General features: G+C 71.9%; 20 protein-coding genes, 1 tRNA gene and 5 pseudogenes. 9 read left to right on the forward strand and 17 right to left on the reverse strand.

All coding sequences use genetic code 11. The features are described 5' to 3' along the window. Nucleotides 1-129 precede the first annotated feature (129 nt). Entirely contained in the window at nucleotides 130-1,056 is a 927-nt protein-coding gene (locus QFZ76_RS19415) for an NAD(P)-dependent oxidoreductase (RefSeq protein ID WP_307674924.1), read from the forward strand. Next, a complete protein-coding gene (locus tag QFZ76_RS19420; protein WP_307674925.1) occupies nucleotides 1,053-2,522 on the forward strand; it encodes an SLC13 family permease in 1,470 nt (489 codons plus the stop codon). The genes QFZ76_RS19415 and QFZ76_RS19420 overlap by 4 nt, the downstream gene beginning before the upstream one ends. 24 nt (nucleotides 2,523-2,546) lie before the next feature. On the opposite strand, the gene QFZ76_RS19425 is transcribed toward QFZ76_RS19420, so the two are convergent. The 4 genes from QFZ76_RS19425 to QFZ76_RS19440 all read right to left on the reverse strand — a co-directional run bounded on the left by QFZ76_RS19425 (nucleotide 2,547) and on the right by QFZ76_RS19440 (nucleotide 5,911). Then, nucleotides 2,547-3,248 carry a hypothetical protein gene (locus QFZ76_RS19425; RefSeq protein WP_307674926.1) on the reverse strand — a complete coding sequence of 234 codons (702 nt, stop codon included), beginning with the start codon at nucleotides 3,246-3,248 and terminating at the stop codon, nucleotides 2,547-2,549. After that, entirely contained in the window at nucleotides 3,245-3,694 is a 450-nt protein-coding gene (locus QFZ76_RS19430) for a thioesterase family protein (RefSeq protein ID WP_307674927.1), read from the reverse strand. Before QFZ76_RS19430 ends, QFZ76_RS19425 begins: the two co-directional genes overlap by 4 nt. A 4-nt stretch (nucleotides 3,695-3,698) precedes the next feature. Beyond that, nucleotides 3,699-5,363: an energy-dependent translational throttle protein EttA gene (gene ettA, locus QFZ76_RS19435; protein WP_307674928.1), complete on the reverse strand. Its 1,665-nt coding sequence runs from the start codon at nucleotides 5,361-5,363 to the stop codon at nucleotides 3,699-3,701. 472 nt (nucleotides 5,364-5,835) lie between these two features. Next, nucleotides 5,836-5,911, reverse strand: a tRNA-Arg gene (locus tag QFZ76_RS19440). 324 nt (nucleotides 5,912-6,235) lie between these two features. Here QFZ76_RS19440 and QFZ76_RS19445 point away from each other — a divergent pair. From QFZ76_RS19445 to QFZ76_RS19460, 4 genes are all read left to right on the forward strand, one after another. Next, nucleotides 6,236-7,843 (forward strand): dynamin family protein, encoded by a 1,608-nt coding sequence (locus QFZ76_RS19445; RefSeq protein ID WP_307674929.1) that lies wholly within the window; start codon nucleotides 6,236-6,238, stop codon nucleotides 7,841-7,843. A 3-nt stretch (nucleotides 7,844-7,846) separates the two neighbouring features. Next, nucleotides 7,847-9,910: a YfjP family GTPase gene (locus QFZ76_RS19450; protein WP_307674930.1), complete on the forward strand. Its 2,064-nt coding sequence runs from the start codon at nucleotides 7,847-7,849 to the stop codon at nucleotides 9,908-9,910. 256 nt (nucleotides 9,911-10,166) lie between these two features. Beyond that, nucleotides 10,167-10,631 carry a single-stranded DNA-binding protein gene (locus tag QFZ76_RS19455; protein WP_307674931.1) on the forward strand — a complete coding sequence of 155 codons (465 nt, stop codon included), beginning with the start codon at nucleotides 10,167-10,169 and terminating at the stop codon, nucleotides 10,629-10,631. A gap of 271 nt (nucleotides 10,632-10,902) precedes the next feature. After that, nucleotides 10,903-12,315: a Cys-Gln thioester bond-forming surface protein gene (locus QFZ76_RS19460; protein ID WP_307674932.1), complete on the forward strand. Its 1,413-nt coding sequence runs from the start codon at nucleotides 10,903-10,905 to the stop codon at nucleotides 12,313-12,315. Between the two features lie 19 nt (nucleotides 12,316-12,334). On the opposite strand, the gene QFZ76_RS19465 is transcribed toward QFZ76_RS19460, so the two are convergent. Beyond that, entirely contained in the window at nucleotides 12,335-12,742 is a 408-nt protein-coding gene (locus tag QFZ76_RS19465) for a pyridoxamine 5'-phosphate oxidase family protein (RefSeq protein ID WP_307674933.1), read from the reverse strand. A gap of 181 nt (nucleotides 12,743-12,923) precedes the next feature. Here QFZ76_RS19465 and QFZ76_RS19470 point away from each other — a divergent pair, with 181 nt between their 5' ends. Continuing rightward, the gene (locus tag QFZ76_RS19470; protein WP_307674934.1) at nucleotides 12,924-14,111 is read left to right on the forward strand and encodes a sulfite oxidase; all 1,188 of its coding nucleotides are present in this window, start codon (nucleotides 12,924-12,926) and stop codon (nucleotides 14,109-14,111) included. On the opposite strand, the gene QFZ76_RS19475 is transcribed toward QFZ76_RS19470, so the two are convergent. From QFZ76_RS19475 to QFZ76_RS19485, 3 genes are all read right to left on the reverse strand, one after another. Continuing rightward, nucleotides 14,041-14,415, reverse strand: a complete 375-nt coding sequence (locus tag QFZ76_RS19475; RefSeq protein WP_307674935.1) for a hypothetical protein — start codon at nucleotides 14,413-14,415, stop codon at nucleotides 14,041-14,043. The genes QFZ76_RS19470 and QFZ76_RS19475 overlap by 71 nt on opposite strands. Before the next feature lie 23 nt (nucleotides 14,416-14,438). Next, nucleotides 14,439-15,461, reverse strand: a complete 1,023-nt coding sequence (locus QFZ76_RS19480) for a DMT family transporter (protein ID WP_307674936.1) — start codon at nucleotides 15,459-15,461, stop codon at nucleotides 14,439-14,441. A 237-nt stretch (nucleotides 15,462-15,698) separates the two neighbouring features. Further along, entirely contained in the window at nucleotides 15,699-16,145 is a 447-nt protein-coding gene (locus QFZ76_RS19485) for an SPW repeat protein (protein ID WP_307674937.1), read from the reverse strand. Between the two features lie 237 nt (nucleotides 16,146-16,382). Between QFZ76_RS19485 and QFZ76_RS19490 the strand changes: the two are divergent. Together QFZ76_RS19490 and QFZ76_RS19495 are read left to right on the forward strand one after the other, a co-directional pair. Then, a pseudogene (locus QFZ76_RS19490) lies at nucleotides 16,383-16,688 on the forward strand (cytochrome P450); the annotation flags it as partial. Between the two features lie 47 nt (nucleotides 16,689-16,735). Continuing rightward, entirely contained in the window at nucleotides 16,736-16,981 is a 246-nt protein-coding gene (locus tag QFZ76_RS19495) for a hypothetical protein (RefSeq protein ID WP_307674938.1), read from the forward strand. 95 nt (nucleotides 16,982-17,076) lie between these two features. On the opposite strand, the gene QFZ76_RS19500 is transcribed toward QFZ76_RS19495, so the two are convergent. The 9 genes and pseudogenes from QFZ76_RS19500 to QFZ76_RS19540 all read right to left on the reverse strand — a co-directional run bounded on the left by QFZ76_RS19500 (nucleotide 17,077) and on the right by QFZ76_RS19540 (nucleotide 25,679). Further along, entirely contained in the window at nucleotides 17,077-18,057 is a 981-nt protein-coding gene (locus tag QFZ76_RS19500; protein ID WP_307674939.1) for an SDR family oxidoreductase, read from the reverse strand. Between the two features lie 78 nt (nucleotides 18,058-18,135). After that, nucleotides 18,136-20,256 (reverse strand): annotated as a pseudogene (locus QFZ76_RS19505) (SpoIIE family protein phosphatase). A 170-nt stretch (nucleotides 20,257-20,426) separates the two neighbouring features. Further along, a complete protein-coding gene (locus tag QFZ76_RS19510) occupies nucleotides 20,427-20,735 on the reverse strand; it encodes a hypothetical protein (protein WP_373464323.1) in 309 nt (102 codons plus the stop codon). Next, nucleotides 20,732-21,949: a glycosyltransferase gene (locus QFZ76_RS19515; RefSeq protein WP_307674940.1), complete on the reverse strand. Its 1,218-nt coding sequence runs from the start codon at nucleotides 21,947-21,949 to the stop codon at nucleotides 20,732-20,734. The genes QFZ76_RS19510 and QFZ76_RS19515 overlap by 4 nt, the downstream gene beginning before the upstream one ends. After that, nucleotides 21,949-22,095 (reverse strand): annotated as a pseudogene (locus QFZ76_RS19520) (glycosyltransferase family 1 protein); the annotation flags it as partial. The gene QFZ76_RS19515 and the pseudogene QFZ76_RS19520, both read right to left, overlap by 1 nt. A gap of 33 nt (nucleotides 22,096-22,128) precedes the next feature. Continuing rightward, a pseudogene (locus QFZ76_RS19525) lies at nucleotides 22,129-22,401 on the reverse strand (glycosyltransferase family 9 protein); the annotation flags it as partial. Continuing rightward, nucleotides 22,398-22,988 carry an HAD-IIIA family hydrolase gene (locus QFZ76_RS19530; RefSeq protein ID WP_307674941.1) on the reverse strand — a complete coding sequence of 197 codons (591 nt, stop codon included), beginning with the start codon at nucleotides 22,986-22,988 and terminating at the stop codon, nucleotides 22,398-22,400. The gene QFZ76_RS19530 and the pseudogene QFZ76_RS19525, both read right to left, overlap by 4 nt. Next, nucleotides 22,985-24,037, reverse strand: coding sequence for a glycosyltransferase family 2 protein (locus tag QFZ76_RS19535; RefSeq protein WP_307674942.1), 1,053 nt, complete (start codon nucleotides 24,035-24,037; stop codon nucleotides 22,985-22,987). Before QFZ76_RS19535 ends, QFZ76_RS19530 begins: the two co-directional genes overlap by 4 nt. Beyond that, nucleotides 24,034-25,679 (reverse strand): annotated as a pseudogene (locus QFZ76_RS19540) (carbamoyltransferase). Before QFZ76_RS19540 ends, QFZ76_RS19535 begins: the two are co-directional and overlap by 4 nt. Between the last annotated feature and the right edge of the window lie 147 nt (nucleotides 25,680-25,826).

Consider the following 25,826-nt stretch of genomic DNA (forward strand, 5'->3'; position numbering starts at 1 on the left):
GCCCCAGGTTCGGGACGGGAAGGGGCGGAGGGGGCGAACCCCCAGGAGCCCAGCCCCCACACACCCGCACCCGCTCGCCGCCCCAGCCCCACACCCATCCCCCCGCTCTCGAAAGAAAGGCACCCACCAATGACCCCCCGTCCCCACACCGCAGTAATCGGCCTGGGCGCCATGGGCCTCCCCATGGCCACCCACCTCGCCGCCCACCTCCCCGTAACGGCGTACGACATATCCGCACCCCGCCTCGCCCAGCTCACCGAGGCCGACGGAACAACCGCCCCCACCCCCGCCGACGCGGCCCGCCACGCCGACCTCGTCCTGCTCGCCGTACGCGACCAACAGCAGGTCGACAACGCCCTCTTCGGCGAGCACGGCGCGGCCGAAACCCTCCGCCCCGGCACCACCGTCATCCTCACCAGCACGGTCGGCCCGGACGCCGCCCGCACCACGGCCGCCCGCCTCGCGGAACACGGCGTCCTCACGGTCGACGCCCCGGTCAGCGGCGGCCCGGTCCGTGCTGGGAACGGCGATCTCCTCATCGTCGTCGGCGCCGAGGACAAGGCCCTCGCCCTCGCCCGCCCGGTCCTCGACCTGCTCGCCTCCACCCTCACGGTCGTCGGCCCCCGCCCGGGCGACGGCCAGTCCCTCAAGGCGATCAACCAGCTCCTCGCCGGCGTGCACATCGCCGCCGCCGCGGAGGCGATCGCGCTGGCCCGCGGCCTCGGCCTCGACCCGGCAACCGTGGTGGAGAGCCTGCGGCACGGCGCGGCCGGTTCGTTCATGTTCGCCGACCGCGGTCCTCGCATGGTCGAGACGTACGAGAACGAGACCGCCCCCGAGGTGAAGTCCCGCCTCGACATCTTCGTGAAGGACATGGGCATCGTCACCGGCATCGCGAAGGACGCCCACGTCCCGGTCCCGCTCGCCTCGGCCGCCCAGCAGCTCTACCTCCTCGGCGAGCGCGCCGGTCTCGCCGCCCACGACGACTCCTCCGTCGTCACCCTCCTGTCCCCGAAGTCCGCCGCCTCCCCAGCCCAGAAAGGAGAGGGACGATGAGTCACACCACCCTCCTCCTGATCGCCGCCGCCGGCGTCGCCACCCTCCTGCTGCTGATCCTCCGCGCCAAGGTCCAGCCGTTCGTCGCCCTGGTCGTCGTCTCCATCGGCGTGGCCCTCACCGCGGGCGTCCCGGCCGCCGACCTGGTGAAGACCATCGAGGACGGCATGGGCTCCACGCTCGGCCACATCGCCACGATCATCGCCCTGGGCGCGATGATCGGCCGGATCGTCGAACTCTCCGGCGGCGCCGCCGCGTTCGCCCACTCCCTCATCGACCGCTTCGGCTCCAAGCGCACCCCGCTCGCGCTCACCGTCGCCGGTTTCGTCCTCGGCATCCCGGTCTTCTTCGAGGTCGGCCTGATCATCCTGATGCCGATCGCGTACGGCGTCGCCCGCGCCTCCCGCAAGCCTCTCCTCGTCTACGCCCTCCCGATGGGCGCCGCGATGCTGACGGTGCACGCCTTCCTGCCCCCGCACCCCGGCGCGGTCGCCGTCGCCCAGGCCATCGGCGCCGACCAGGGCCTGGTCCTGCTCATGGGCATCCCGGTCACCGCGGTCGTGATCCTGCTGGGCTACCTGATCTCCCGCCGCATGACCCGCCGCGAATACCCGATGGACCCGGACCTGCACGCGGAGATCTACGGCGAGGAGACCACTCTCGAAGCAGCCGAAGCAGCCGAAGCACCCGGTACCCCCGGAACGCCTGGAGGTTCCACTCCCCAGGCCGACGACGGCCACGGCACCACCGTCCTCACCAAGCCGGCCCCGACGACCACCACCCCGGCCGTCCGCCCGCCCTCCTTCGGCACGGTCCTCACCCTGATCGTCACCCCGATCCTGTTGATCCTCGCCGGTACCCTCGGCCAGAACCTCCTCGCCGACGGCTCCGCACCGCGCGCCGTCCTCACCGTCCTCGGCGCCCCCATGGTGGCCCTGCTGATCGACGTGGCGCTGTGCGCGTACATCCTCGGCGCCCGCCGCGGCTGGGACCGCGCCCACATCGCGAGCGTGATGACGTCGGCCCTGCCGCCGGTGGCGATGGTGATCCTGGTGGCGGGCGCGGGCGGGGTCTTCGGCAAGGTGCTGGTGGCGAGCGGTATCGGCGACGCGATCGCCGACGTACTGGACCGCAGCGGCCTGCCCGCGCTCGTCCTCGCCTTCCTGACGGCGCTGGTCCTGCGTGCCGCCCAGGGCTCGGCCACGGTGGCGCTGATCACCACGGCGGGCATCCTCGCCCCGCTCCTGCAGCGCGCCGACCTGTCCACCGGCCAACTCTCCCTGATCGCCCTGGCGATGGGCGGGGGCGGTCTCGCCGTCTCGCACATCAACGACGCGGGCTACTGGATGTTCACCAAGCTGGCCGGCCTGGACGTGGCCTCGGGCCTGCGCACGTGGACGGTCCTGACGACCGTCATGGGCGTCCTCGGCTTCGGCCTGACCGCCGCCCTGTGGCCGCTGGTGTAGTGGTGGCCGCCGGTGGGGCCGGGGTCAGCGGACGCTGACGTCCAGCGCCCCGAGTCCCGCCCTGCGTACGGCGATCGACCCGTACGGCGTGCGCAGCCTGAGCCATGCGCCCGACGAGAACAGCCCCAGCGGCGTCTCATCGGGCGCACTCAGGTCGGCGGCGGGCACGGCCGGACGCAGGAATCCCAGCGACTGGGCCGCGTGCACGGCCCGCACCGGCAACCCGGTGTCCCCGACCGTCCGGGACCAGATCTCCCGCCCGATCCGGTCGAGTTCGGCCCTCGTACGCGCCTCGGGCTCCAACTCGTCGGTACGGGACCGGAATTCGGCGATCACGGCGGCGACCATGGCCCGCAACGCGTCCGGCGCCGGCAGCCCCGGCTCCACCCGCCAGCCACCGCGCGGTGGCAGCACCCCGGCCCACGGCGGCCCGGTCACCGCCGCCGGAACGCCCGCGGTGACCGCGGCCTCGTCGATGGACTCCAGGAGCTCACCCGCGGACACGGTCACGTCCAGTGTCACGTCGAGTCCGTCCTCGTACGGCTTGCCGAGCCGCACCGCGCGGATCGCGAGCACCTCGAAGGACGGTGGCCGTCCGAAGACGGCGAGTGCGGTGCCGGCTCCTTGGAGGCGTACCGCGGCTCCACGGTCGTAGTGGAGCAGCCGGGAGAGGAAGGCCGCGAGATCCGCCGCCTCCCTTTCGTCGGCGAGGTGGAGCACCGTCATGCGGCGACGGCCTCCCCCTCGTCCTCGTCCTCCTCGGAGGCCTCGGAGGCGTCGCCCCGGTCGTCCCGGTACTCCTCCAGGAACTCCCGTTCCTCCGCGGTGAGCCGCCGTGGCCGCTGCGCCTGGAAGTCGAACGGCACGATCACCGTCGAGGCCCGGACATAGACCTGGTCCGGGTCCTTGACCTCGTACATGATCGTGAAGGACGCCGCCCTTATCTCCGTGACCCACAGCTCGATGTCCACCGGTGTGTGCCGGTGGACCAGCTGCCGCTTGTAGTCGATCTCATGGCGTGCCACCACGGACCCCTGCTTGAAGTCCTTCTCCGGGCGGAACAGGAAGTCGATACGGGCTTCCTCCAGGTAGCGAAGGAAGACCACGTTGTTGACGTGGCCGTACGCGTCCATGTCCGCCCAGCGCAGCGGGCAGCGGTAGATGTGCCGCAAGAGATCAGCCCCGGGTCAGCTTCTTGTAGGTGGCGCGGTGCGGACGAGCCGCGTCCGGTCCGAGCCGCTCGATCTTGTTCTTCTCGTACGACTCGAAGTTGCCCTCGAACCAGAACCACTTGGAGTCACCCTCGTAGGCGAGGATGTGCGTGGCCACCCGGTCCAGGAACCACCGGTCGTGGGAGACGACCACGGCCGCGCCCGGGAACTCGAGCAGCGCGTTCTCGAGGGAGCCCAGTGTCTCCACGTCGAGGTCGTTGGTCGGCTCGTCGAGGAGCAGCAGGTTGCCGCCCTGCTTGAGGGTGAGCGCGAGGTTGAGACGGTTGCGCTCACCGCCGGAGAGGACGCCGGCCGGCTTCTGCTGGTCCGGACCCTTGAACCCGAAGGCGGAGACGTACGCCCGCGAGGGCATCTCGACCTGGCCCACATTGATGTAGTCCAGCTCATCGCTGACGACGGCCCACAGCGACTTCTTCGGGTCGATGTTCTCGCGGCTCTGGTCGACGTACGAGATCTTGACGGTGTCGCCGACCTTGATCGAACCGGAGTCCGGCGTCTCCAGACCCTGGATCATCTTGAAGAGGGTGGTCTTGCCGGCGCCGTTCGGACCGATGACCCCGACGATCCCGTTGCGCGGCAGCGTAAAGCTGAGGTCGTCGATGAGGACCTTCTCGCCGAACGCCTTGCTGAGGTTGTTGACCTCGACGACCACACTGCCCAGACGCGGGCCCGGCGGGATCTGGATCTCCTCGAAGTCCAGCTTCCGCATCTTGTCCGCCTCGGCGGCCATCTCCTCGTAACGGGACAGTCGCGCCTTGGACTTGGCCTGACGCCCCTTGGCGTTGGACCGCACCCACTCGAGCTCTTCCTTGAGCCGCTTCGCGCGCTTGGCGTCCTTCTGGCCCTCGACCTTGAGGCGGGAGGCCTTCTTGTCGAGGTACGTGGAGTAGTTGCCCTCGTAGGGGTGGGCGCGGCCGCGGTCCAGCTCGAGGATCCACTCGGCGACGTTGTCGAGGAAGTACCTGTCGTGGGTCACGGCGACGACGGTGCCGGCGTACTTCGCGAGGTGCTGCTCCAGCCACTGCACGGACTCGGCGTCCAGGTGGTTGGTGGGCTCGTCGAGGAGGAGCAGGTCGGGAGCCTCGATCAGCAGCTTGCAGAGCGCGACGCGGCGCTTCTCGCCACCGGAGAGGTTGGTGACCGGCCAGTCGCCGGGCGGGCAGCCCAGCGCGTCCATGGCCTGCTCCAGCTGGGCGTCCAGGTCCCACGCGTTGGCGTGGTCCAGGTCGTCCTGGAGCTTGCCCATCTCCTCCATGAGCGCGTCCGAGTAGTCGGTGGCCATGAGCTCGGCGACCTCGTTGAAGCGCTTGAGCTTGCCCATGATCTCGGCGGCGCCGTCCTGCACGTTCTCCAGGACCGTCTTGGACTCGTCGAGCGGCGGCTCCTGGAGCAGCATGCCGACGGAGTAGCCGGGGGACAGGAACGCGTCACCGTTGGACGGCTGCTCCAGCCCGGCCATGATCTTGAGAACGGTGGACTTACCGGCACCGTTCGGACCGACCACACCGATCTTCGCGCCGGGCAGGAAGCTCAGCGTCACGTCGTCAAGGATCACCTTGTCGCCGTGCGCCTTGCGCGTCTTGCGCATGGTGTAGATGTACTCAGCCAAGAGAAACCGTCCGGCAGCTTGAATTCTGGCAGTGGGCAGATACACCCCATCTTGCCTGACGGCTACCCCTCGAAGGAAACGCGTTCGGTCGGGCACCCGTGACCTGCACGTTCACCGGCCGCACGAGTAGCCGGCCTGTAGCCGGCCTGTCACTGGTCGTCGTCACCGGCCGCTGCGGGACACCACGCCACACGTCCAGTGCGCTCAGTTCTCGCCGAAGCACCACACGGGCAGCCCGGGTCGCGTCTCCATCGTGAGGATCAGCCGTTCACGTGCCTCATCACATCCCGACGCCTGGAACAGCTGCCGGATCTTGGCCGCCCTGGCCTGCGGACTCGCATGATCTTCGTCCGTCCCAGTACAGCCCCAAGTCCCGTCCCGACCAGCGTCGTCCACTCCACGGCAGGGATCGGGCCATAGGGGGCCCAGAAATGCAGCTACAGAAATACCCTCCCGAAGGAGGGCGAACACTTGGCGCCCCCGGCAGGACTCGAACCTGCGGCCAAGCGCTTAGAAGGCGCCTGCTCTATCCACTGAGCTACGGGGGCCGGGTGTGGTGGCCTCTGTCGTGGGTGTGCCCGGGTGTGGGCCGTGCCGTGACGTTGCCGGGGACAAGGATAGGGCTCCCGCGTCCTCGTCCCTGTTGCTTCGCCTCCGTGGCTCGATGTGGAGGTTCGGTGAAGCGGTCCTGATAATCGCAGGCAGGTACGAATCGTGCATCGCTTTTGGCTACTTGCGCATCGGGTGTTGTGCACTCGTTATGCCTGGACTGTGACCGCGTCCCAGTCGTCCCTTCCATCCCTTGTGTTCTGTCGGCGCGCAGACATGCTCATATGCTTCAGAATTCCCCTAAAATTGGGCATTCTTCGCATGTGGTGACCTTGGACGTACGGCCTCAGCTGCTCGACGCACTCTCCGCCCTGCGCGACCGTGTCGCCGCCGCACGCTTCCCGCTGCCCCTGGCGGGGGCTCCACGCGCGCGTGCCAACCGCGACGAACTGCTCGCCCAGCTCGACGACTATCTGGTGCCCCGGTTGAGGGAACCCGAAGCACCCCTGCTGGCCGTCATCGGGGGCTCCACGGGGGCCGGGAAGTCGACACTCGTCAACTCGCTCGTGGGGCGACGGGTCAGCGAGGCGGGCGTCCTGCGGCCGACCACCCGGACGCCCGTGCTGGTCTGCCATCCGGAGGATCATCACTGGTTCAGCGGGATGCGGGTGCTGCCCGACCTCACGCGCGTATGGGTACCCCACCAGGAACCGGCGGACGAACTCCTGTTGCCCGGCGAGAACCCCGCGCGCGTGCTGCGCATCGAGACCGCCGACACCCTCCCGCCCGGCCTCGCCCTCCTGGACGCGCCCGACGTCGACTCCCTCGTCGCCGACAACCGCGTCCTCGCCTCCGAACTGATCTGCGCGGCCGACATCTGGGTCATGGTCACGACGGCGGCCCGGTACGCCGACGCCGTGCCCTGGCACCTGCTGCGCACCGCCAAGGAGTACAACGCCACCCTGGTCACCGTCCTCGACCGGGTGCCCCACCAGGTCGTCTCCGAGGTCTCGCGCCAGTACGGGGCGCTGCTCACCAAGGCCGGACTGGGCGACGTACCCCGCTTCACCGTGCCGGAGCTGCCCGAGTCGGCGTGGGGCGGCGGGCTCCTGCCGGGCACCGCCGTGGCGCCGCTGCGGACCTGGCTCCTGCATCAGGCGCAGGACCAGGCCGCCCGGCAGCACACGCTGGCCCGTACCGCGTACGGCGTCCTCGACTCGCTCAAGGCCCGGATGCCCGAACTGGCGAGCGCCGCCGCCGCGCAGTACGCGGCCGCACTGCGGCTCACCGCCGCCGTCGACGGGGCGTACGACAGCGAGCACGCGCGCGTACGAGGCCGGCTGCAGGCGGGTGCCGTGCTCGCCGGCGACGCCCTGAAGCGCTGGCGGGCCTTCCCGCTCGACTGCACCGCCGAGGAGCTCCTCGACGCCCTCGTGGAGAGCCTGGGCGCCCTCCTGCTGTGCGCCGTCACCGCCGCCGACGAACGTGTCGACGACGCCTGGCGGCGCGAACCGGCCGCCGGGGCCCCGGAGCTGACCGACCGTGGCCCTTCCTCGGAGAGCGCCAAGCACCGCATCGGACTGGCCGTACGGCGGTGGCGGCGGGAGCTCGAGGAGTACGCCGAGGAGGAGGTGACCGCTCTCGACCGGAGCGTGGCGCCCGACCCCGAGGTCGTCGCGGCCCTCGTCGCCACCGTGCTGCTGGGCGGCCGCCGGGCACGGTCGGCGGGCGAGGGACTCGCCGAGCGGATCGGCGCGCACGGCGCGCTGCGGCTGCGCGACCGCGGCGGCCGGCTGCTCACCGACCACCTCGACCGCATCATGCACACCGAACGCGAGCGCCGCCTCGCCCCGCTCGACGCCCTCGACGTCCACCCCGAACCGCAGGCCGAACTCATCGCCGCGCTGTCGGTACTGCAGAAGGAGAGGTGACCGGTGACCGCCGTCACAGACCAGGACCACACGGATCACACCGAGCACACAGAACACACCAACCACTTGGATCACGCTGACCACACCGAGCATGCGGACGATGCGGGTGACGCGGGCGGCGCGGGTTCTCAGGAGGAGCGTCCGGAAAATACCGTCTCCGAAGAGGGCGCCTCCGCGAACGAACGCCCTGAAGAGGCCGATTCGGACGGCGGGGCCACGGAGGACGAGCCCGCCGACCAAGCGGCGCCAGAGGAATCCAGCCAACCCGAGGAGCCCGAGGGAGGCCCCTCCGGCGACCGGCACGCACGCGTGAAGGACGACGACGACTCCTCAAGCCGTACGGGCGCGTCCGGTCGTACGGACTCCGACAGGCCCTGGGACGACGGACTCATCGCGCGAAGGGTCACCGAGGAGACCGCCGCGCAGTACGTCTCCGTCGTGGAGACCCGGCCGTCCACTCCGCAGCCCGTGCCCCAGCTGGCGTACGACGGAGCGCTGCGCTCGCGGCTCGAAGCGCTGCGTGAACTGGTCGGGCTCTCCCGCACGCGGCTCGACAGCAGAACCCTCGCGGAGGCCGGCCGGGTCCTCGACGAGGCGGCCGCGCGGCGGCGGCTGTCAGGGCAGCACACCGTCGTCGCCATCGCGGGCGCGACCGGCAGCGGCAAGTCGCAGTTGTTCAACGCGCTCGCCGGAGTGACCATCTCGGAGACGGGCGTACGGCGGCCCACCACCGCCTCGCCCATCGCGTGCAGTTGGAGCGACGGCGCGGCCACCCTCATCGACCGGCTCGGCATCCCGGGACGGCTGCGGCGGCGCCCGGTGCAGAGCGCCGAGGCGGAGGCGCAGCTGCGCGGGCTCGTCCTGGTCGACCTGCCCGATCACGACTCGGCCGCCGTACAGCACCGCGAGCAGGTGGACCGGGTGCTGGCGCTCGTCGACGCGGTGATCTGGGTCGTCGATCCGGAGAAGTACGCCGACGCCATCCTTCATGAGCGCTATCTGCGGCCCATGGCGGGGCACGCGGAGGTCATGTTCGTCGTCCTCAACCAGATCGACCGGCTGCCCGGGGAGGCCACCGAGCAGGTCTTGGACGATCTGCGGCGGCTGCTCGACGAGGACGGGATCGCGCTCGGCGAGTACGGCGAACCCGGCGCGACCGTGCTCGCGCTGTCCGCGCTCACCGGGGAGGGCATCGGTGAACTGCGGGAGGCCCTCGGTCAGTTCGTGACGGAGCGGGGGGCCGCGGCCCGGCGCATCGCGGCCGACGTGGACGCCGCCGGATGGCACCTACGGCCCGTCTACGTGACCGGACGGCGGACCGGGCTGAGCGAGCAGGCGCGCGACGAGTTCGCCGCCCGGCTCGCGGAGGCGGTGGGCGCCACCGCGGCGGGGGAGGCGGCCGAGCGCGCGTGGCTGCGCAACGCCAACCGCGCGTGCGGGACGCCCTGGCTGCGGCTGTGGCGGTGGTACCAGGACCGGTTCGAACCGTCCACGGGGCGGCTGCCGTTGCTCGCCCAGGCCGACGAGGAGGCCACGGCCCGCCAGCGGGTCGAGCAGGCCGTACGGACGCTGGCCGACCGGGCGTCGGCCGGGCTGCCCGCGCCCTGGGGGCAGGCGGTGCGCGAGGCCGCCGTACGCGGTGCGCAGGGGCTGCCCGAGGCGCTGGACGAGCTGGCGGCGCGGACGGGACTGCCGCCGGGGCGGCCGCCGCGGCCGGGCTGGTGGCCGGCGGCCGTGTTCGCCCAGGCGTCCATGACGATCCTTCAGGTCATCGGCGGGCTGTGGCTGTTGGGGCAGATCATCGGGTTCATGTCGCCGAACCTGGGCGTGCCGGTGCTGCTGATGGTGGCGGGCATCGTCGGCGGCCCGTTGGTCGAGTGGAGCTGCCGGATGGCGGCACGGGGGCCCGCGCGGCGGTACGGCCTGGAGGCGGAGCGGCGGCTCAGAGAGGCGTCCGCCGGGTGCGGGCGGGCACGGGTGCTGGATCCGGTGGCCGCGGAACTGCTGCGGTACCGGGAGGTTCGGGAGCAGTACGGGCGGGTGATGGGGGTGGCCGCGGCACGGTGACCCCGGCTCGGGTGCCTGATCCCGGGGGAGTTCGGGGTGTCCGGGGCATCTCGGGCGGCGGGTCCCTCGTTCGGGTGGCGGAGTTTTCCACAGCCTGAGGATGGTCCACAGCGCTCAGCGGGCTCGGCCCGACAGAGGCAGTCTGGCTGCACGGCGATCGCGACGGACGCGGTCGCCGCGGCAGACGCAGCCGTACGGGACGGGCCCGTAGGCGTATCCGACCGGCGTGAACAGCCGGGTGAGGGAGGGGTTCGAGATGAACGAGACGGTCATCTGCGCGGTGGGCAACGTGGCGACGCGGCCGGTGTTCCGGGAGCTGGCGTCGGGGGCGTCGGCGCGCTTCCGGCTGGCGGTGACCTCGCGGTACTGGGACCGCGAGAAGAGTGTGTGGACCGACGGCCACACCAACTTCTTCACGGTGTGGGCCAACCGGCAGCTCGCCACCAATGTGACGGCGTCGCTCGACGTGGGCGACCCCGTCGTCGTGCAGGGCAGGCTGAAGGTCCGCTCGGACGTACGCGAGGGGCAGAGCTGGACGTCGGCCGACATCGACGCGCTGGCCATCGGCCACGATCTCGCGCGCGGCACCGCGGCCTTCCGGCGCACGTCCAAGCCGGAGACGGGGGCCGTCGGCGCCCCGGCGCAGCCCGAGCCCAGCTGGGAGACACCGCCCGCGGAGCCGGACACCCAACGGCAGCCGGAACCAGCCGCGGTGACGTGACGTCAGCCATCCGCGGTCACCCGCCGAAGTCTGACCGAACTGCGGCTTATCGGCGAATGCGCACCGAACGATCCCTGTGGATTTGTCGATAAGCCCTGCTCGGAAGAGGTCTTGGCGATAACGATTCCGAGTCGGATCGATTGACCGACAGCATCCCCGGGAAGCGCGGTGCGCCAGGTACCTAGGATGCCGAGCGTAGCTCTCGGGGTTTCTGTTTCTGCTGGTGGGACCGCGCCCCCACGTCAACGGGTCCTGCTCGAAGGGGAATTCTGTGTTTTCTTCGTTCTCCGCGCTGTCGGTGCGCGGGCGAGGCGTGGCCCGCCTCGCCGCCGCCACGTTGGTGTCCGGGCTCCTCGCCGCCGGTGTGCTGACCGGCGCGGGCCCGGCGTCCGCCGACGAGACGTCGCAGAACCAGAGCGGGGCGACCGCCACCATAGGTGGCCTGAAGACGTACGGCGACGCCGTCATACACGACGCCGCCGGGGACCTGACGGTGTCGGCGGGCCTGTTCGAGATGTCCGTCGAGGGCGGCGGCACCCTGCAGACCTACTGCGTCGACCTGCACAACCCCACGCAGCGGGACGCCAAGTACCACGAGACCCCGTGGAGCGGCACCTCACTCGGCGCCAACAAGAACGCCGGCAAGATCCGTTGGATCCTGCAGAACTCCTATCCGCAGGTCAACGACCTCGCGGCGCTCGCGGCGGCGGCAGGGGTACGAGGCGGCCTCAGCGAGGAGGACGCGGCGGCCGGCACCCAGGTGGCCATCTGGCGCTACTCGGACGACGTTGCCGTCGACGCCGTCGACCCGCAGGCCGAGAGGCTCGCGGACCACCTGGAGAAGAGCGCCCGGAACGTGGCGGAGCCGGCGGCGTCCCTGACGCTCGACCCGCCCGCGGTCTCCGGTCACCCCGGTGAGCTGCTCGGCCCGGTCACGGTGCACACCAACGCGGCCGGCGTGACGGTGACGCCACCGGCGGACGCCGCCACCAGCGGGGTGCGGATCGTCGGCAAGGACGGCAAGGTCATCAACTCCGCGGTGAACGGCAGCCAGCTGTTCATCGACGTTCCCGAGGACGCGGCGGACGGCTCGGCCGAACTGACCGTGCAGGCGTCGACCACCGTGCCCGTCGGCAGCGCCTTCACCTCCGAGAGCCGCAGCCAGACACAGATCCTGGCGGGCTCCAGCGAGTCGACGGTCTCGGCGACGGCGAGCACGAATTGGGCGGAGCAGGGCGCCATACCCGCACTGTCCTCGGCGAAGAACTGCGCCGAGGGCGGCGGCCTGGACATCACCGCGGCCAACGTGGGCGACGCGGCGTTCACCTTCGAGCTCATGGGCATCGAGCACGGCATCCCGGCGGGCGAGTCCCGGACGGTGACGATCTCGCTCCAGGAGGACCAGGCGTACGACTTCACGATCACGGGCCCGGGCGGCCTCGCGCAGCGCTTCAACGGCGTCCTGGACTGCCGGACCGAGGGCAGCGAGGCCGGCGGTGACGCGACCCAGACCCTGAGCGAGCCGAGCCCGGCGACGGTCGGCGGCACCGCCGGCGATGTGAACCTCGCCGAGACCGGCAGCTCCAACGCCACCCCGATGATCGCCGGCACAGCCATCGCCCTCGTGGTGATCGGCGGTGCGGCCCTGCTGCTGGTGGGCAGGAAGAAGCCGACCCAGGACTAGGTCTGTCGGGCACCGACGATCACTGAGCCGTACCGGTCAGCAGCCAGCGCTGTACGGCAACCTCGACGAGAACACGGTCTCCGCCCGGCCTGTGCGGGGCGGAGACATCCCATCCGTCGTACTTCAGGGCGAAGGCGTCCGTGATCTCCTCCGGGTACGGCCCACGATGCAGCACCGCGTTTCCTTCGGCCACGACGGGAAATCGACCGTCCTCCAACGCCAGGGAGACCCGCGGACACTTCTCGACGTTACGGACCTTGATCGAACCGCTGTCCGCACCGATCCACCAGCTGCCCTGAAGAAAGACGAACCAGACCGGCGTCACATGAGGAGAGCCGTTCGGGCGGACGGTGCACAGCCAGACGTTCTTCTCGTGGCCCAGACGGCCGAGGACGGCGGCTTCCGGAAGGAGCTCGGGATCAGTCATGCCCGCATCATGAGCCCAATCAGGCTTGTCACAGTCATCACGGCACACGGCACACGGCACACGGCACACGGTGACGATGAAGCGAGAGCAAAGGTGCGCATTGAGGTGCGGCGCCGATGTGGCAAGCCGCCCCGGCGGCTGAGGGGGTGTCCTGGTCGGCTGCCGGGAGCACGATGGAGCCATGGACAGTCGCACGGAGCAGGTGGATCCACCCCGATCACTGGATGACATCAGCACGCCGGGGCGCGTCGCCCACCCCGACGAGGGCATCAGCCACGAGGAACTCGCCCTCGCGGCCCGCAACCACGGCCTTCCCCTGGAGGCCCTGCGCTACGACGTCACACCCCCCGGGCTGCACTACATCCTGACCCACTACGACATGCCGGTCCTCGACGCCTCCGCGTGGACGCTGACCGTACGCGGCCGGATCCGTGTGCCCCTAGCCCTGGACCTTGCGGCCCTCCGCTCCTTCCCGGCCGTCACCCACCGGGTGACCATGGAGTGCGCGGGCAACGGCCGGGCCCGGCTCACCCCGCGCCCCGTGAGCCAGCCCTGGCTGGTCGAGGCGGTCGGCACCGCCGACTGGACCGGCGTACCGCTGCGGACCCTGCTCACCGAGGCCGGCGTGGAAACGGACGCTGTAGAAGCGGTCTTCACGGGAGCCGACCACGGCGTGGAGCGCGGCGTGGAGCAGGACTACGAGCGCAGCCTGCCCCTCACCGACGCCATGGCCACCGACCCGGAAGTACTGGTCGCGTACGAGATGAACGGCGCCCCGCTCCCCCCGCAGCATGGGCACCCCGTGCGTCTGGTGGTCCCCGGTTGGTACGGCATGGCCCATGTGAAGTGGCTGCGCGACATCACCCTCACCGACACGCCGTTCACCGGCTTCCAGCAGACGGTGGCGTACCGCTACCGCCAGTCCCCCGACGAGATGGGCACCCCGGTCACCCGGATCGCGCCCCGGGCGCTGATGATCCCGCCCGGCTTCCCGGACTTCATGTCCCGCACCAGGGTCGTACGCCCCGGCCCGCTGCATCTGGAGGGCCGCGCCTGGTCGGGCCGCGCTCCCGTGACGAAGGTCGAGGTCAGCACGGACGACGGCCACACCTGGCACGAGGCGGAACTCGCCCCGGCGGACCGCCACTCCTGGTCCTGGCGCCACTGGCGCACGCCCTGGACGGCCGTCCCCGGCACCCACGTCCTGACCGCCCGCGCCACGGATGCCGCGGGCGACACCCAGCCGGTCACCCAGCCCTGGAACCGCGGCGGCTTCGGCAACAACGCGGTCCAGCGCGTCACGGTGCTCTGCGAAGGACGGGGCGGTCCTGCGGGCCGTTGGCGAGCTCACGGGAGAGAAGGCCGCTGAACCGCGTGTCGGGGGGCTCGGTCTCGGTGTCCGGCGGCAGCCAGATGCCGGCCGCGAGAAGCCGGCCGTCCGCACGCTCGGCCACCCACACCTGGCCCTCTTCGAGCGCGTAGTGGGCCAGCATCAGCCGCATCGCACGCTGCGCCTGCTCCCAGTCCATCGCGGAGTTGCCCGGGACCGAGGGCAGAGGCGGGGGCGGGGGCGGGACGAACAGGCGCACCACGGCGGGCACATCCACCAGTCCCGCCGCGCGCACGCTCGTCCGAAGGGCGCCTTCAAGAGTGGTCACAGCCGCAGTGGTCATGGTCATGGTCTCCGTCTCGTTTCTCAGAGTGCCCGGCTCATGCCGGTGATGTCGGTGGTGACCGCGCCCATCCGTCCGGGGGACGCCAGCGCGGACGGCAGCGCGGACGGCAGCGTGGAACGGAACAGGCGGGCGGGCCGCAGGCCAGGCGCGACGGCCCGGACTGTCGTCCGGCGAGGAGCGCGCGGCCGGTCGACGCCACCCTTGAGGTGGGCGGGAAGAGCGTCCTGACCGGACTGGGGGCGGCTCAGCAGGATCACGCCACGGCCGGCCGCCGCGGCACCGGCGAGAGCGAGCAGGATGCCGGTCCCGCCGTACTGGAAACCTTCGCCGAGCAGGCCGATGCCGACGGCGGACGCGGTGAGGGGGTTGACGAGGGTGAGCAGCGCGAGCGGGCCGCCGAGGCCGCTGCGGTACGCCTTCTGGGCGAGCAGCACGCCGGCGACGGCGAACCCGGCGGTCAGGACCACCACCAGCGCCGCACTCCAGGACGGCGTCGCCCCGACCGCCAGCTTCTGTGCCAGCGTGGACCCGGCCCCGGAGGCGATGCCGGAGGCCGCCGCGAACGCGAGACCGGCCCGGGCGGTGCGGCCCGTGGCGAAGGAGACCAGCACCGCGATGACGCCGACGGCGGCGACCGCGACCACGAGAACCTGGCCGGTCCGCAGCGAGTCGTCCGGCGCGCCACCGGAGGCGGTGACGGTCAGCAGGGTGATCAGCCCGGCGAGGGTGAGGGCCATGCCGCGCCACTGCGTGCCCGAGGTCTGGCGGCGGGCGATCAGCGCCCCCAGGGGCACCGCCACCACGAGACTCAGCGCACCGAGCGGCTGCACCAGGGTCAGCGGCCCGTACCGCAGGGCGACCACGTGCAACAGCGCGCCGGTGCCGTTGAGAACGACGGACCACCACCAGGAGCCGCGGGCGAGCGCGCCGCGCAGATCCGCCGTACCCGCGGCGGTCCGCTCCTGGACCACGGCGGCCGCGGCGTAGCAGATCGCGGAGACCAGGGAGAGGGCGAGGGCCAGGAACATCGGGGAGGCCGTCATCACGAGGCCTGCGCGCTGCTGCTGCTTGGCATGGTCCGGCCCCTCGTCGATACGAAACGGTTTCGTACCCGTAAATTACGGCCATGCCGATAGAAACGCAAGCGTTTCTTTATTCGTTTCGTGCCGAACGCGCCCCTGCCCGGACCGGGGCAGCCGGTCCGGGCAGGGGCAGAGGAAGGGTCAGAGGGAGGGAGACGGAGGAAGGCGGCAGACGAGACGGTACGCCTCAGCCGCGGTCTATGGAGCGGACGTACCGCGTCCGGCCCGCGAGGACCGCCTCTCGTTGGCCATGGCGCTGGCGGCCAGACCCAGCAGGAAGCCGATGGCTCCGATGATGACGTTGTTCACGACGGTCCTGGTGGTGCTGACGTCACCTGATACGACCCAGGGTGCGACCACGGTCCACGCACCCAGTGCGCAGGCGGCCCAGGCCATGCCGTGAGTCCGCTCATAGGCGCGGCCGAAGCCTCCGCTCATCAACAGCGCGTAGGCGATGCCGACAACGAGGTTGTTGACCGCGAGCGCGCTCAGGTTGCTGAACCCCGCGATCCACGGGGAGGCCGCCAGGTACACGCCGGTGAGGAAGGCCAGTGATTCGATGGCCTGTGCCGCGGGTGTGCTGGTGGCGCGCTCCGCCATCTCATGACGGTTGCGCATGGCGACGATGTCGGGATGGGTTTCCATCGACGACCTGGGCGAGGTTGTCACTCCCATCACCTCCGGGAAGTTCCGGCCGGTTTGTGGAGAACCCCGAGTACCCCTGTCGCCCGCCGACCGAACCCTCCGACCGAACCCTCCGGCCGGGTTCCCTGCCGCGTTCCCGGCTCGACCGGAGCACGACGCTCCGCGGCTCGAGGCGCGGGGTACCCGCCACGCCATGGTTCGCGTCAAGCAGTACGGCGTCGCCGCCTCCGGACGTCCGACCTCTGGAACGATCCGTACACCTTCGAACCGCGGCGCTTCCTGGACCGGCCGCCCCAGCGCGACGAACTCGTTCCGCAGGGCGGTGGCAAGCGTGCCACCGGTCACCGCTGCCCCGGTGAGGACGTCACGATCGCGCTGCTGAGCACCCTCGTGCCGCGGCTGGCCCGGCTGGTGTACGACGTGCCCGAACAGGATCCGAGGATTCCGCTGAACCGCATACCGGCCCGCGTACGCAGCGGATTCGTGATCGAGGGGGTCCGGGTACCGGCCTCGGCTCGTCGCTCCGAGCGGGCGGCGAGCTGACAGTACGGACGCCACGGAGAAGAGACCGGGAGAAGGGACGGGATCCGATGATCGCCGGCGATCATGTCCGCGAACTGCTCAACCGTGAGGACGACGCCGTGCTGGTGCTGCTCCGCGGCCGGGCCGAGGTGGTCCCGGCGCCGGAGCTGGACTCGGACCGCTGTCGCGGCGCGCTGCCGGTGGTCTCCGGCCGGGATCTCAGGGAACGCCTGGGTGCCGACCGGTCGGCACCCGACGACCCCGACGTGGTGGCGGCCGCCCTTGACGCGACCGTGAGGGAGCAGGGCGGCTGAGGACGACGGTTGCCGAGCGGACCGTACAACGGACCGCTCGGCAACCCGCTCCCGGCCAGGTGCCGTTCCGGCGCCCTACTGGCCCCTACTGGCCCCTACTGGCTACGGCTCACCCGGCGCCCTGCGGTCACGGCCGCTCCCGCGAGCGCGGCGGCGACGGCCGTCCTGCGCATCGCGGTGCGCCGCCGCCCGTGCCAGCCGCCGTGCACGGCGCCCTCTCCGGGGGCAGGGACGTGCAGCACGCCGTGCGTGGCCGGGGCACTCTCGTCGTGGGACAGATGGCTCTTGTCCGCCTCCCGGGCCATCGCCCGCTCCGCGAGCCCCGGTGCCATGCGGGCCTGGCGCACCAGCGCGCGGCCCGCCGGGCCGACCACCACTTCGCGGTGCGGGTGGCGTACGAGGTCCACGACCGCCCGGGCGACCCGCTCGGGGCTGTAGACCGGCGGCACGGCGATCACCTTGCGCCCGGTGTAGTTGGCCGCCTGCTCGAAGTGCGGGGTGTCGATGGTCGCGGGCATCACCGTGCACACATGGATGCCCTTCACCCCCTCCACCCGCAGCTGCTGCCTCAGGCTCGATCCGAGTCCTTGGACGGCGTACTTGGACATGCTGTACGGGTGGCAGTAGGGCTGGGCGATGGCGCCCGCGATGGACGAGATGTTGATCAGCGTGCCCGTGCCCTGCTCCCGCATCACCCGCAGGGCCGCTCGCGCCCCGTGCACGTAGCCCATCACATTGACGTCCAGGACCTTGCGGAAGTCCTCCAGCGGCACGTCCTCGAAACGGCCGAAGGCGTTGACGGCCGCGTTGTTGACCCAGACGTCGATCCGGCCGAACTCCTCCACCGCTCGCCGTGCCAGGTTCTCGACCGCCCCCGCGTCCGTGGTGTCGGTCGGCACGACCAGCGTCCGTGCTCCCCGATGCTTCCCGCACTCTTTGGCGGTCGCCTCCAGTGCCTCCTCGCGGCGCGCGGCCAGCACCACGGCGCAGCCCTTGCGCGCGAACGCCTCGGCCGTGGCCCGTCCGATCCCGCTGGACGCTCCGGTCACCACCACCACGTGGTTTCGCAGTCCCATCCCGTACCTCCTCGGCTCTCCAGCTCTGTAGCTCTGTAGCTCTGGACGGGTACCCGGGACCGCCGAGTCGCCTCCGCGTCAGCGGTCCGATTCGTACTGCAGCACGAGGAGTGCGACGTCGTCGGTGCGCTGCCCGGTCGCCCGAGCCTTCCTCAGCAGGTCGTCGATGAGCAGGTCCAGGTCCCGGTCGTCGGCGTGGGCGAGATGGTGGGCGAGGTGGGCGATGGAGTCGTCGAGGTCGACGCCCGGGGTCTCGATGAGGCCGTCGGTGTAGAAGGCGAGCATCAGACCCGGGGTGAGCGGGATCTCGGTGAGGGGGAAGGCAGCGTCGGGGTCGATCCCCAGGAGCGGTCAGGGCGGGACGTCGACGGGGCGGGTGTCGCCGTCGGGGAGGCGCAGAAGGGGTGGCGGGTGGCCGGCACTGGCCAGGGTCACGCGTCGGCGGGCGAAGTCGAGGTGGGCGTAGAGGCAGCTCGTGAAGAGGTCGGGGGCGAGGTCGGTGAGGAGCCGGTTGGTTCTGGTGAGGACCTGGTCCGGGGGTGTGCCGAGGGAGGCATGGGCGTAGACGCCGGTGCGGACCTGGCCCATCAGGGCGGCGGCGGCGACGTTGTGCCCCTGGACGTCGCCGATGACGGCCGCGGCAGCGGTGTCGCCGAGCCGGATCAGGTCGTAGAAGTCTCCGCCGATGTCCATGCCCCGGGTCGCGGGCAGGTAGCGGGCGGCGACCCGCAGGCCGGAGACGTGGGGAAGGGTGCGCGGGAGCAGTGCCTGCTGGAGGCCGTGGGCGAGCTCGTGCTTGGTGTCGTAGAGGCGGGCCCGGTCGAGGGCCTGCGCGACGAGCCCGGCGAGCGACGTCAGGACGGCGCGTTCCTCGGCCGGGAACGTGTGGGGACGGTCGTAGGACAGGACGCAGCAGCCGACGGGCCGGCTGGAGATGATCAGCGGCAGGAAGGCCCAGGCCTGCTTGCCGCTGATCAGCGGTGCCTCGGGGTAGATGCGCCGCATCTCCTCCGGGTCGGCGAAGAATGAGGGGATGCCGCTGCTGAGGGCATGCCCGGCCGGTGTGAGGTCGGTGTCGAGGGGCAGGCCGTCGAGACGCTCGATGGTGTGGGCGGCGTAGCCGCGGTATCCGGTGATCCGCAGCCGGCCGGCGTCGGCGGTGGACAGGACCAGGCCCTGGGCTCCGAAGGCGGGCATGATCTGGTCGGCGACCAGATCGATGACGTCCTGGACGCCGACGACCTCGGTCAGCGCGGCCGCCAGGTGGGTGAGCTGGTAGAGCCGGCCCGCGCGGGACGGTGTGACGGTGTGCGGGGACCGGGCGGACGCCGGCGAGGGCGGGGGCTGTGCACCGCTGGGCACGATACGGACGCTGATGCCGCTGGCGTCCGGGTAGAGATGGAAGTCGAGCCACTGGTCCGGTGGGCAGCACGCGGTGAACGAGACGGGCTCGCGGCTGAGCACCGCGGCACGGTAGCGGTCCTCGTAGGTGGGGTCGTCGAGCCAGCGCAGGGACTGCCACGGCAGGGTGCCCAGCAGTCCACCGGCCTCGCATCCCAGCAGGTCGCAGGCGCCGGAGCTGAGGTAGGTGAAGTGCCCCTCGAGATCCAGGGCGCAGCTTCCGCCGGGCAGACGCTCCACGAAGTCGGCGGCGGCCATCGCCGGGCTCGCGGACCGGCGGCCGGTCCCGGTGGGGACGACGCGGGGCCCCTCGCCGTCGGCCGGGGGCCTGTCGCGCCCGACGGCCTCCTCCAGCAGCCGGGCCAGGCGGCGGCAGCGGGAGGCGATGTGTCCCCGCTCCCGGCCGGTCATGTAGGGCGGCCGGGTGGCCGGCCACATCAGCAGCAGCACGCCCCTCCGGCGGATGCCGGTGACCGGCGCGGCGACCAACGCCAACGGGTAGGGCAGCACCATCGCGGTGCGCGGATAGGAGCGGGCCATCTCGTCCTGGCTGCCCACCCACACCATCCGGTCCTCGCGGACCGCGACGGCCACCGGTGCCGGAGCGGCCACCGGTACCCTCGCCCACGGCTCGGCGAACTCGGCCGGGGCCCCGCACAGCACGTCCAGCCACAACAGTTGCTCGTCCAGCGCGAGCAGGTACAGCGCGCCGATGGACGCGCCGGTCCGGCGCACCGTCTCCGCGAACACGGCATCCAACTCGCCGTTGTCGGCGGCCGGATCACCCGCGCTGGTCACGAGGCACCTCCAGCATCGCGGGGAGATTCGCGGCCGGCCGGGGGGCGGCCCTCCGCTCCCCTCGGGGTGCGGCACCCGCACGCCGGACGTACCCGGACTCGCCCCTAGGAGGACGCTACGCCCCTGGGCAGCGGTCGGCACGCCGTCCGACGCAGGCGCTCGCACACCGCTCAGCGGGCCCCTTCCCGCACCCGTGCCACCAGCGCGGTCGAGGAACGGCCGACCAGGTACGGCAGCAGCACCGCCTGGCCGCCCCACTCCTCCAGCAGCGCGGCCTCGGGCAGGTCGGCGCCGGCGTAGTCGCCGCCCTTCACCCAGACCTGCGGGCGGAGGTCGGCCAGCAGCCGCTCGGGGGTGTCCTCGTCGAACACGGCGACGGCGTCGACGCAGGCGAGGGCGCTGAGCACGCGGACGCGGTCGGCCAGCGGGTTCACCGGCTCGCAGTGCGCGGCGACCGGGGAGACCTCCGTACTCATCACGCCACCTCCGACCGGATCTCGTCACGTGCCGTGACGCGTTGGTAGACCTCTTCGACGCCGTCCGCGACGCGCTGCCAGGTGTAGCGGGCGAGAGCGGCTTGGCGACCGGCCGTGCCCATGGCGCGGCGCAGCCGTTCACCGGCGAGCACGTCACGGACCGCCTCGGCTGTCGCCCCGAGATCGCCCACCGGTACCAGTCGCCCCGTCACCCCGTCGGAGACGGTGTCCCGGTGGCCGCCGACGTCGGTGGCCACGACGGGGACGGCACACGCCATCGCCTCCAACGGCACGATGCCGAACGGCTCGTACGTCGGCGTGCACAGCACGAGGTCCGCGCTGCCGATCAGCGCGGGCATCCGGGCCGGGTCCACGGCACCGAGCAGCCGCACCCGGTCGGCCACGCCGGACCGCTCGGCCAGACGCAGCAGTCGCCGCGCCTCCGGTTCGGCGTCCAGCAGGCCGGGCGGAGGCCCGCCCGCGATCAGGAGTTCGGTGTCGGGGAGCCGGGTGAGGGCCCGGACCGCCTGGTCGTAGCCCTTACGGCGGACCAGCCGGCCACAGGACAGCAGCCGGTGCCGCTGCCGCCGTGCCGGGGTACCGACGGTCGGCACCCCGGGCCAGAACTGACCCACGTCCACCCCGCACGGCACCACGGACACCTGTCGCCTCGGTACGCCCAGGTCGGCCAGTTCGAGCACCTCGTCGGTGCAGGTCGCCAGGACCCGGTCGCAGCCCCGGCCGATCTGCCGCTCGATACCCACCCGCTCGGCCGGACTGGTGTCCTCGTGGCCCTGATGACGCCGCTTGACCGTGCCCAGCGCATGAAACGTCTGCACCACCGGAATACCGCGGGGCCGGGCACCGATCCGGGCGGCCATGCCGGACATCCAGAAATGGGCATGCACCACGTCGGGCCGCTCACGGGGGAAGGCATGTGCGAGGTAGGCGCCGAACGCCGGCATGTGCGGGAACAGGTCGTCCTTGGGCACGGCCTCGGGCGGCCCGGCCGGCACATGCTCGACCACCGCACCCCCGGGCAGCCCCACCCGGTCCGGCAGACGCGTGCCATCGCGGCGGGTGTAGACCGTCACGTCATGCCCACGCCGGGCCAACTCCTCCGAGAGGCGGGCCACATACACGTTCTGGCCACCGGCATCGACACCACCCAGCGCGGCCAGCGGACTGGCATGCTCGGACACCATGGCAATCCTCATCAGGCCACCACCTCCTTCAGCAACCGCTCCCAGTCATCCAGGAAACGCGACAACCCGTACCGGGCCAGCACCGCCGCCCGCGCCCCCTCACCCACCGAACGGGCAGCCAACGGATCAGCCAGAAAACCCCGCACCGCCTCCACCAGACGCAACAACAACGCCGTCGGCAGCGGACACTAATGAAACGACGTCAGGATCAACGCCGCATCCGCGTCGATCATGTCGATGAGCTGCTCGACCTCCCCACGCCCCACCGGCGCAGGCTCCAGCCCCACCCACGGCGCATCCCACACCAGGATGTCGTCCACCCCCGGCAGCAACCGGGCCGCCGCAGCACCCCGCGGCCCGCACAACATGGTCACCGAGTCCGCCCGGGCCGCCACCGCACGAACCGCCGGCCCAGCAAGCAGCACATCACCGAAACTGTCCAACCGCGCCACCAGAGCCTTCACCGCCCCCACCCACCCATGTCGTAGGCGGCCTCGATGGGCCGTTCGTCGGCCAGGACCCGGCCCGTCGGCGGTCCGTTCAGCACGGCCCGGACGGCGGTCAGGACGTCGGGGGCCACATGGTCCGCGGCTGCCGTCTCCTCCGGGCGGGTCTGCGGGGTGGGGACGAGGATGCCGTGGGCGCCGGCCCGGCGTGCGGCCTCGACGTCGCCGCCGATGTCGCCGATCACCACGCAGTCCGAGGGGGCCGTGCACAGGCGTCCGGCCGCCCACAGGATGAGGCCCGGTTCGGGTTTGCGGCAGTGGCAGCCGTCGTCGGGGCCGTGCGGGCACACGCCCCACACGTCGAAGGGGCCGAGGAGTTCGTCGACGCGATGGTTGACGCGGCGGACGTCGGCGTTGGTGATCAGTCCGCGCGCGATGCCGGACTGGTTGGTGACGACACCGGTGCGGATGCCGCGCGAGCGCAGCAGGCCGAGTGCCTCGCGGGCGCCCTCGACGGGGCGGACGCGGTCGGGGTCGCCGTTGTAGGGCACGTCGTGGACGAGGGTGCCGTCGCGGTCGAACAGCACGGCGTTGACGCGGGTCATGGCGCCACCTCCCGCCAGGCGGGGGCGTGCCGGTGCCGCCACAGGCCGTTCAGCCAGTGCCAGGTCGCCGCGGGCGGGATCAGCGCACTGGTCACGAGCATGGTGGTCACCTCGTAGCGGGTGCGCGGCCCGGCCACGATGCGCGCCCGGGCGAACTCACCGGTGCCGACGGCCCAGCCCAGTGCGGCCGTCGCGGCGGCCCGGCGGTGTCCGGCGACCGCGAGCCCGCACGCGGCGGCACCGGCCGCGGTGAGCGCGAGGTGCCTGCGCAGCCGGCCGCGGGGGGCGATGGCCTTCTGCCACCAGTCGGGCCCGTGCAGATGCCGCATCAGGGCGTCGTCGGCGTTGCCGCGCTGGGCACGCAGGGACACCCAGCGGTCGGCGGGGCGCACGGGGTGGCGGGTGGTGCGGCGGCCCTGCCGGATGCGCCAGCCCGCGTCGAGGACCCGCAGGGCGAGGTCGGCGTCCTCGCGGAAGGCCCGCCGGAAGCGCTCGTCGAAGCCGCCGACCTGCTTCAGCGCGTCGGTGCGGTAGGCCATGTCGGCGGTGATCCAGCGGGCCTGCGCGAGACCGGCGGTGCCCCGTTCCCAGTCGGTGGGGCGCCGCTCGCCGGGCAGCGGCACGGCGATCACGCCCTGCACGCCGGCGGTGTCGGGGCTCGTGTCGGCAAGGTCCTCGACCAGCTGATCGCACCAGTGCGGGCCGACCTGGACGTCGTCGTCGAGGAAGGCCACCCAGGGCGAAGTGACGGCGCGCAGACCGGTGTTGCGGGCGGCGGCGGGTCCGCGTCCGCCGCTCGTCACCACGATCGTGCGCTCGCGCAGGTCGCCCAGGACGCTCAGCGGGTGCTCCCACCGCCCGGGATCGGGGTCGGGGTCGGGCCGGTCGTCGACCAGGACGATCTCGTCCGGCTTCGGGCCGGTCGCGGCGACCAGCGCGGCCAGGCAGTCGGCCAGCGTGTCCCGCACCAGCGTCGGAACCACCACGGCGTAGGCGGTGTGGGTGCGGGTCGCACCGTTCGGGCCGGTCGCACCGTTCGGGCCGGTCATCCGAACGCCTCCCCCCGGCGCCCCCGACGCACCACGTACGGCCCGATCGCCAGCAGGTCCACCGGCGCGGAACCGAAGCACTCCAGCGCGTCCCGCGGATCGTCGACCATCGGCCGACCCGCGGTGTTCAGGCTGGTGTTGACCACCACGGGCAGCCCGGTTTGCCGCTCGAAGGCCCGCAGCATCCGCGCCACCAGCGGCTCCCGCCGCTCCTCCACCGTCTGGATCCGCGCTGTCCCGTCCACGTGCACCACGGCCGGAATCCGCTCACGCCACTCCCCCGCCACCTCGTGCACGAACAGCATGTACGGGCTCGGCAACGGCCCCGCGAACAGCTCACCGGCCCGCTCCGCCAACACTATCGGCGCCACCGGCCGGAACTCCTCTCGGCCCTTGACCCGATTCAGCCGCTCCAGGTTCTCCGCCCGCCCCGGATGCGCCAGCAACGACCGGTGCCCAAGAGCCCGCGGCCCGAACTCACTCCGCCCCTGGAACCACGCCACCACCCCGTCCCGCGCCAGCTCCTCGGCCACCGCCTCGGCCACGTCGTCGGGCCGCTCGAACGGCACCGCGGCCTCCTCCAGCCAGACCCGCAGCTCCTCGTCGCTCCAGCTCCGCCCGAGGTCCGCGCCCGGCATGGGCAGCGGCCGCTCGTCCTGCCCGGCCACGTGCAGGGCGCCGCCCAGCGCGGTCCCGGCGTCCCCGGCGGCGGGCTGCACCCACACGTGCCGGTACGGGCCCCGCGCGGCGATCTTCGAGTTGGCGACACAGTTCAGGGCCACCCCGCCCGCCATCGCCAGCGCCTCACCCCCGGCCTCCCGGTGCAGCCAGTGCACCAGCTCCAGCAGCACCTCCTCCAGCACCGCCTGGGCACTGGCCGCCAGATCGGCATGGACCTGGGTCCAGTCCTCGCCCGGGGCGCGGGGCGGGGCCAGGGGGCCGCCCAGTCCACGCCGTGCGCGCGGAAACCGCCGCCGCCGGTGGCATGCACGTCCTGCCGCAGCTGCGGCAGGAAACGCGGCGTGCCGTAGGAGGCGAGCGCCATCACCTTGTACTCGTCGCTGCTGCGCAGGAAGCCGAGATGCTCGGTGAGCTCCTCATACAGCAGCCCCAGCGAATCGGGCAGCGCCTGCGCCGCCAGCACATCCAGCTTGCCCTCCCGGTACCGGCCCGCCAGATGCGAGGCCGCCTCACCCCGCCCGTCCAGCACCAGCACCGCACTGTCCGGATGCGGCGAAGCAGGCGCGGCGGAGGCGGCGTGCGCCACGTGATGCGGCACGAACACCACCCGCTCCGCATCCAGCCCCGGCAGCGCCTCCGCCAGAAACTCCGGAGCCCGCCGCGCGTACTCCAGCCGCAGCGGATCCCACGGATCGTCCAGCCCCATCTCCCCCGCGGGCCGGGCCAGCTTCGGATCGAAGGAGTAGGCGACCGCGTCCAGCTCCTCCGCCCGCACGCCGGCCCGCTCCAGACACCAGCGGGCCGACAGCTCCGGCAGCTCCCACGCCGAGAACGGCACCGGCCGCTTGCCGTGCTTGCGACGGCTGAAACGCTCCTCCTCCGCCGCGGCGACCGTCCGGCCGTCCACCAGCAGCGCGGCGGCCGGGTCATGGAACAGGGCGTTGATACCAAGGATGCGCATGAGGGGTCGCTCCATCCCGGAGGCTTCTGGGTTCACGCTTCCGGCTTCGCGAGTGCCGCCGCCGCGGCTGTCTCAAACACTTGGAGACAACTCGGTACAAATAGCCGCAGATTTTGACCGTAAGAAGTCATTCAGGCGCGCAGAGTC

The organism is Streptomyces sp. V4I2 (assembly GCF_030817655.1).
GTDB lineage: Bacteria > Actinomycetota > Actinomycetes > Streptomycetales > Streptomycetaceae > Streptomyces > Streptomyces plumbiresistens.

Bases quoted from the DNA above. Each gene is read 5' to 3' on its own strand.
- QFZ76_RS19415 (WP_307674924.1), top strand. From the start codon at position 130: ATGACCCCCCGTCCCCACACCGCAGTAATCGGCCTGGGCGCCATGGGC.
- QFZ76_RS19420 (WP_307674925.1), top strand. From the start codon at position 1,053: ATGAGTCACACCACCCTCCTCCTGATCGCCGCCGCCGGCGTCGCCACC.
- QFZ76_RS19425 (WP_307674926.1), bottom strand. From the start codon at position 3,248: ATGACGGTGCTCCACCTCGCCGACGAAAGGGAGGCGGCGGATCTCGCG.
- QFZ76_RS19455 (WP_307674931.1), top strand. From the start codon at position 10,167: ATGAACGAGACGGTCATCTGCGCGGTGGGCAACGTGGCGACGCGGCCG.
- QFZ76_RS19465 (WP_307674933.1), bottom strand. From the start codon at position 12,742: ATGACTGATCCCGAGCTCCTTCCGGAAGCCGCCGTCCTCGGCCGTCTG.
- QFZ76_RS19470 (WP_307674934.1), top strand. From the start codon at position 12,924: ATGGACAGTCGCACGGAGCAGGTGGATCCACCCCGATCACTGGATGAC.
- QFZ76_RS19475 (WP_307674935.1), bottom strand. From the start codon at position 14,415: ATGACCACTGCGGCTGTGACCACTCTTGAAGGCGCCCTTCGGACGAGC.
- QFZ76_RS19480 (WP_307674936.1), bottom strand. From the start codon at position 15,461: ATGACGGCCTCCCCGATGTTCCTGGCCCTCGCCCTCTCCCTGGTCTCC.
- QFZ76_RS19485 (WP_307674937.1), bottom strand. From the start codon at position 16,145: ATGGAAACCCATCCCGACATCGTCGCCATGCGCAACCGTCATGAGATG.
- QFZ76_RS19495 (WP_307674938.1), top strand. From the start codon at position 16,736: ATGATCGCCGGCGATCATGTCCGCGAACTGCTCAACCGTGAGGACGAC.
- QFZ76_RS19500 (WP_307674939.1), bottom strand. From the start codon at position 18,057: ATGGGACTGCGAAACCACGTGGTGGTGGTGACCGGAGCGTCCAGCGGG.
- QFZ76_RS19515 (WP_307674940.1), bottom strand. From the start codon at position 21,949: ATGAGGATTGCCATGGTGTCCGAGCATGCCAGTCCGCTGGCCGCGCTG.
- QFZ76_RS19530 (WP_307674941.1), bottom strand. From the start codon at position 22,988: ATGACCCGCGTCAACGCCGTGCTGTTCGACCGCGACGGCACCCTCGTC.
- QFZ76_RS19535 (WP_307674942.1), bottom strand. From the start codon at position 24,037: ATGACCGGCCCGAACGGTGCGACCGGCCCGAACGGTGCGACCCGCACC.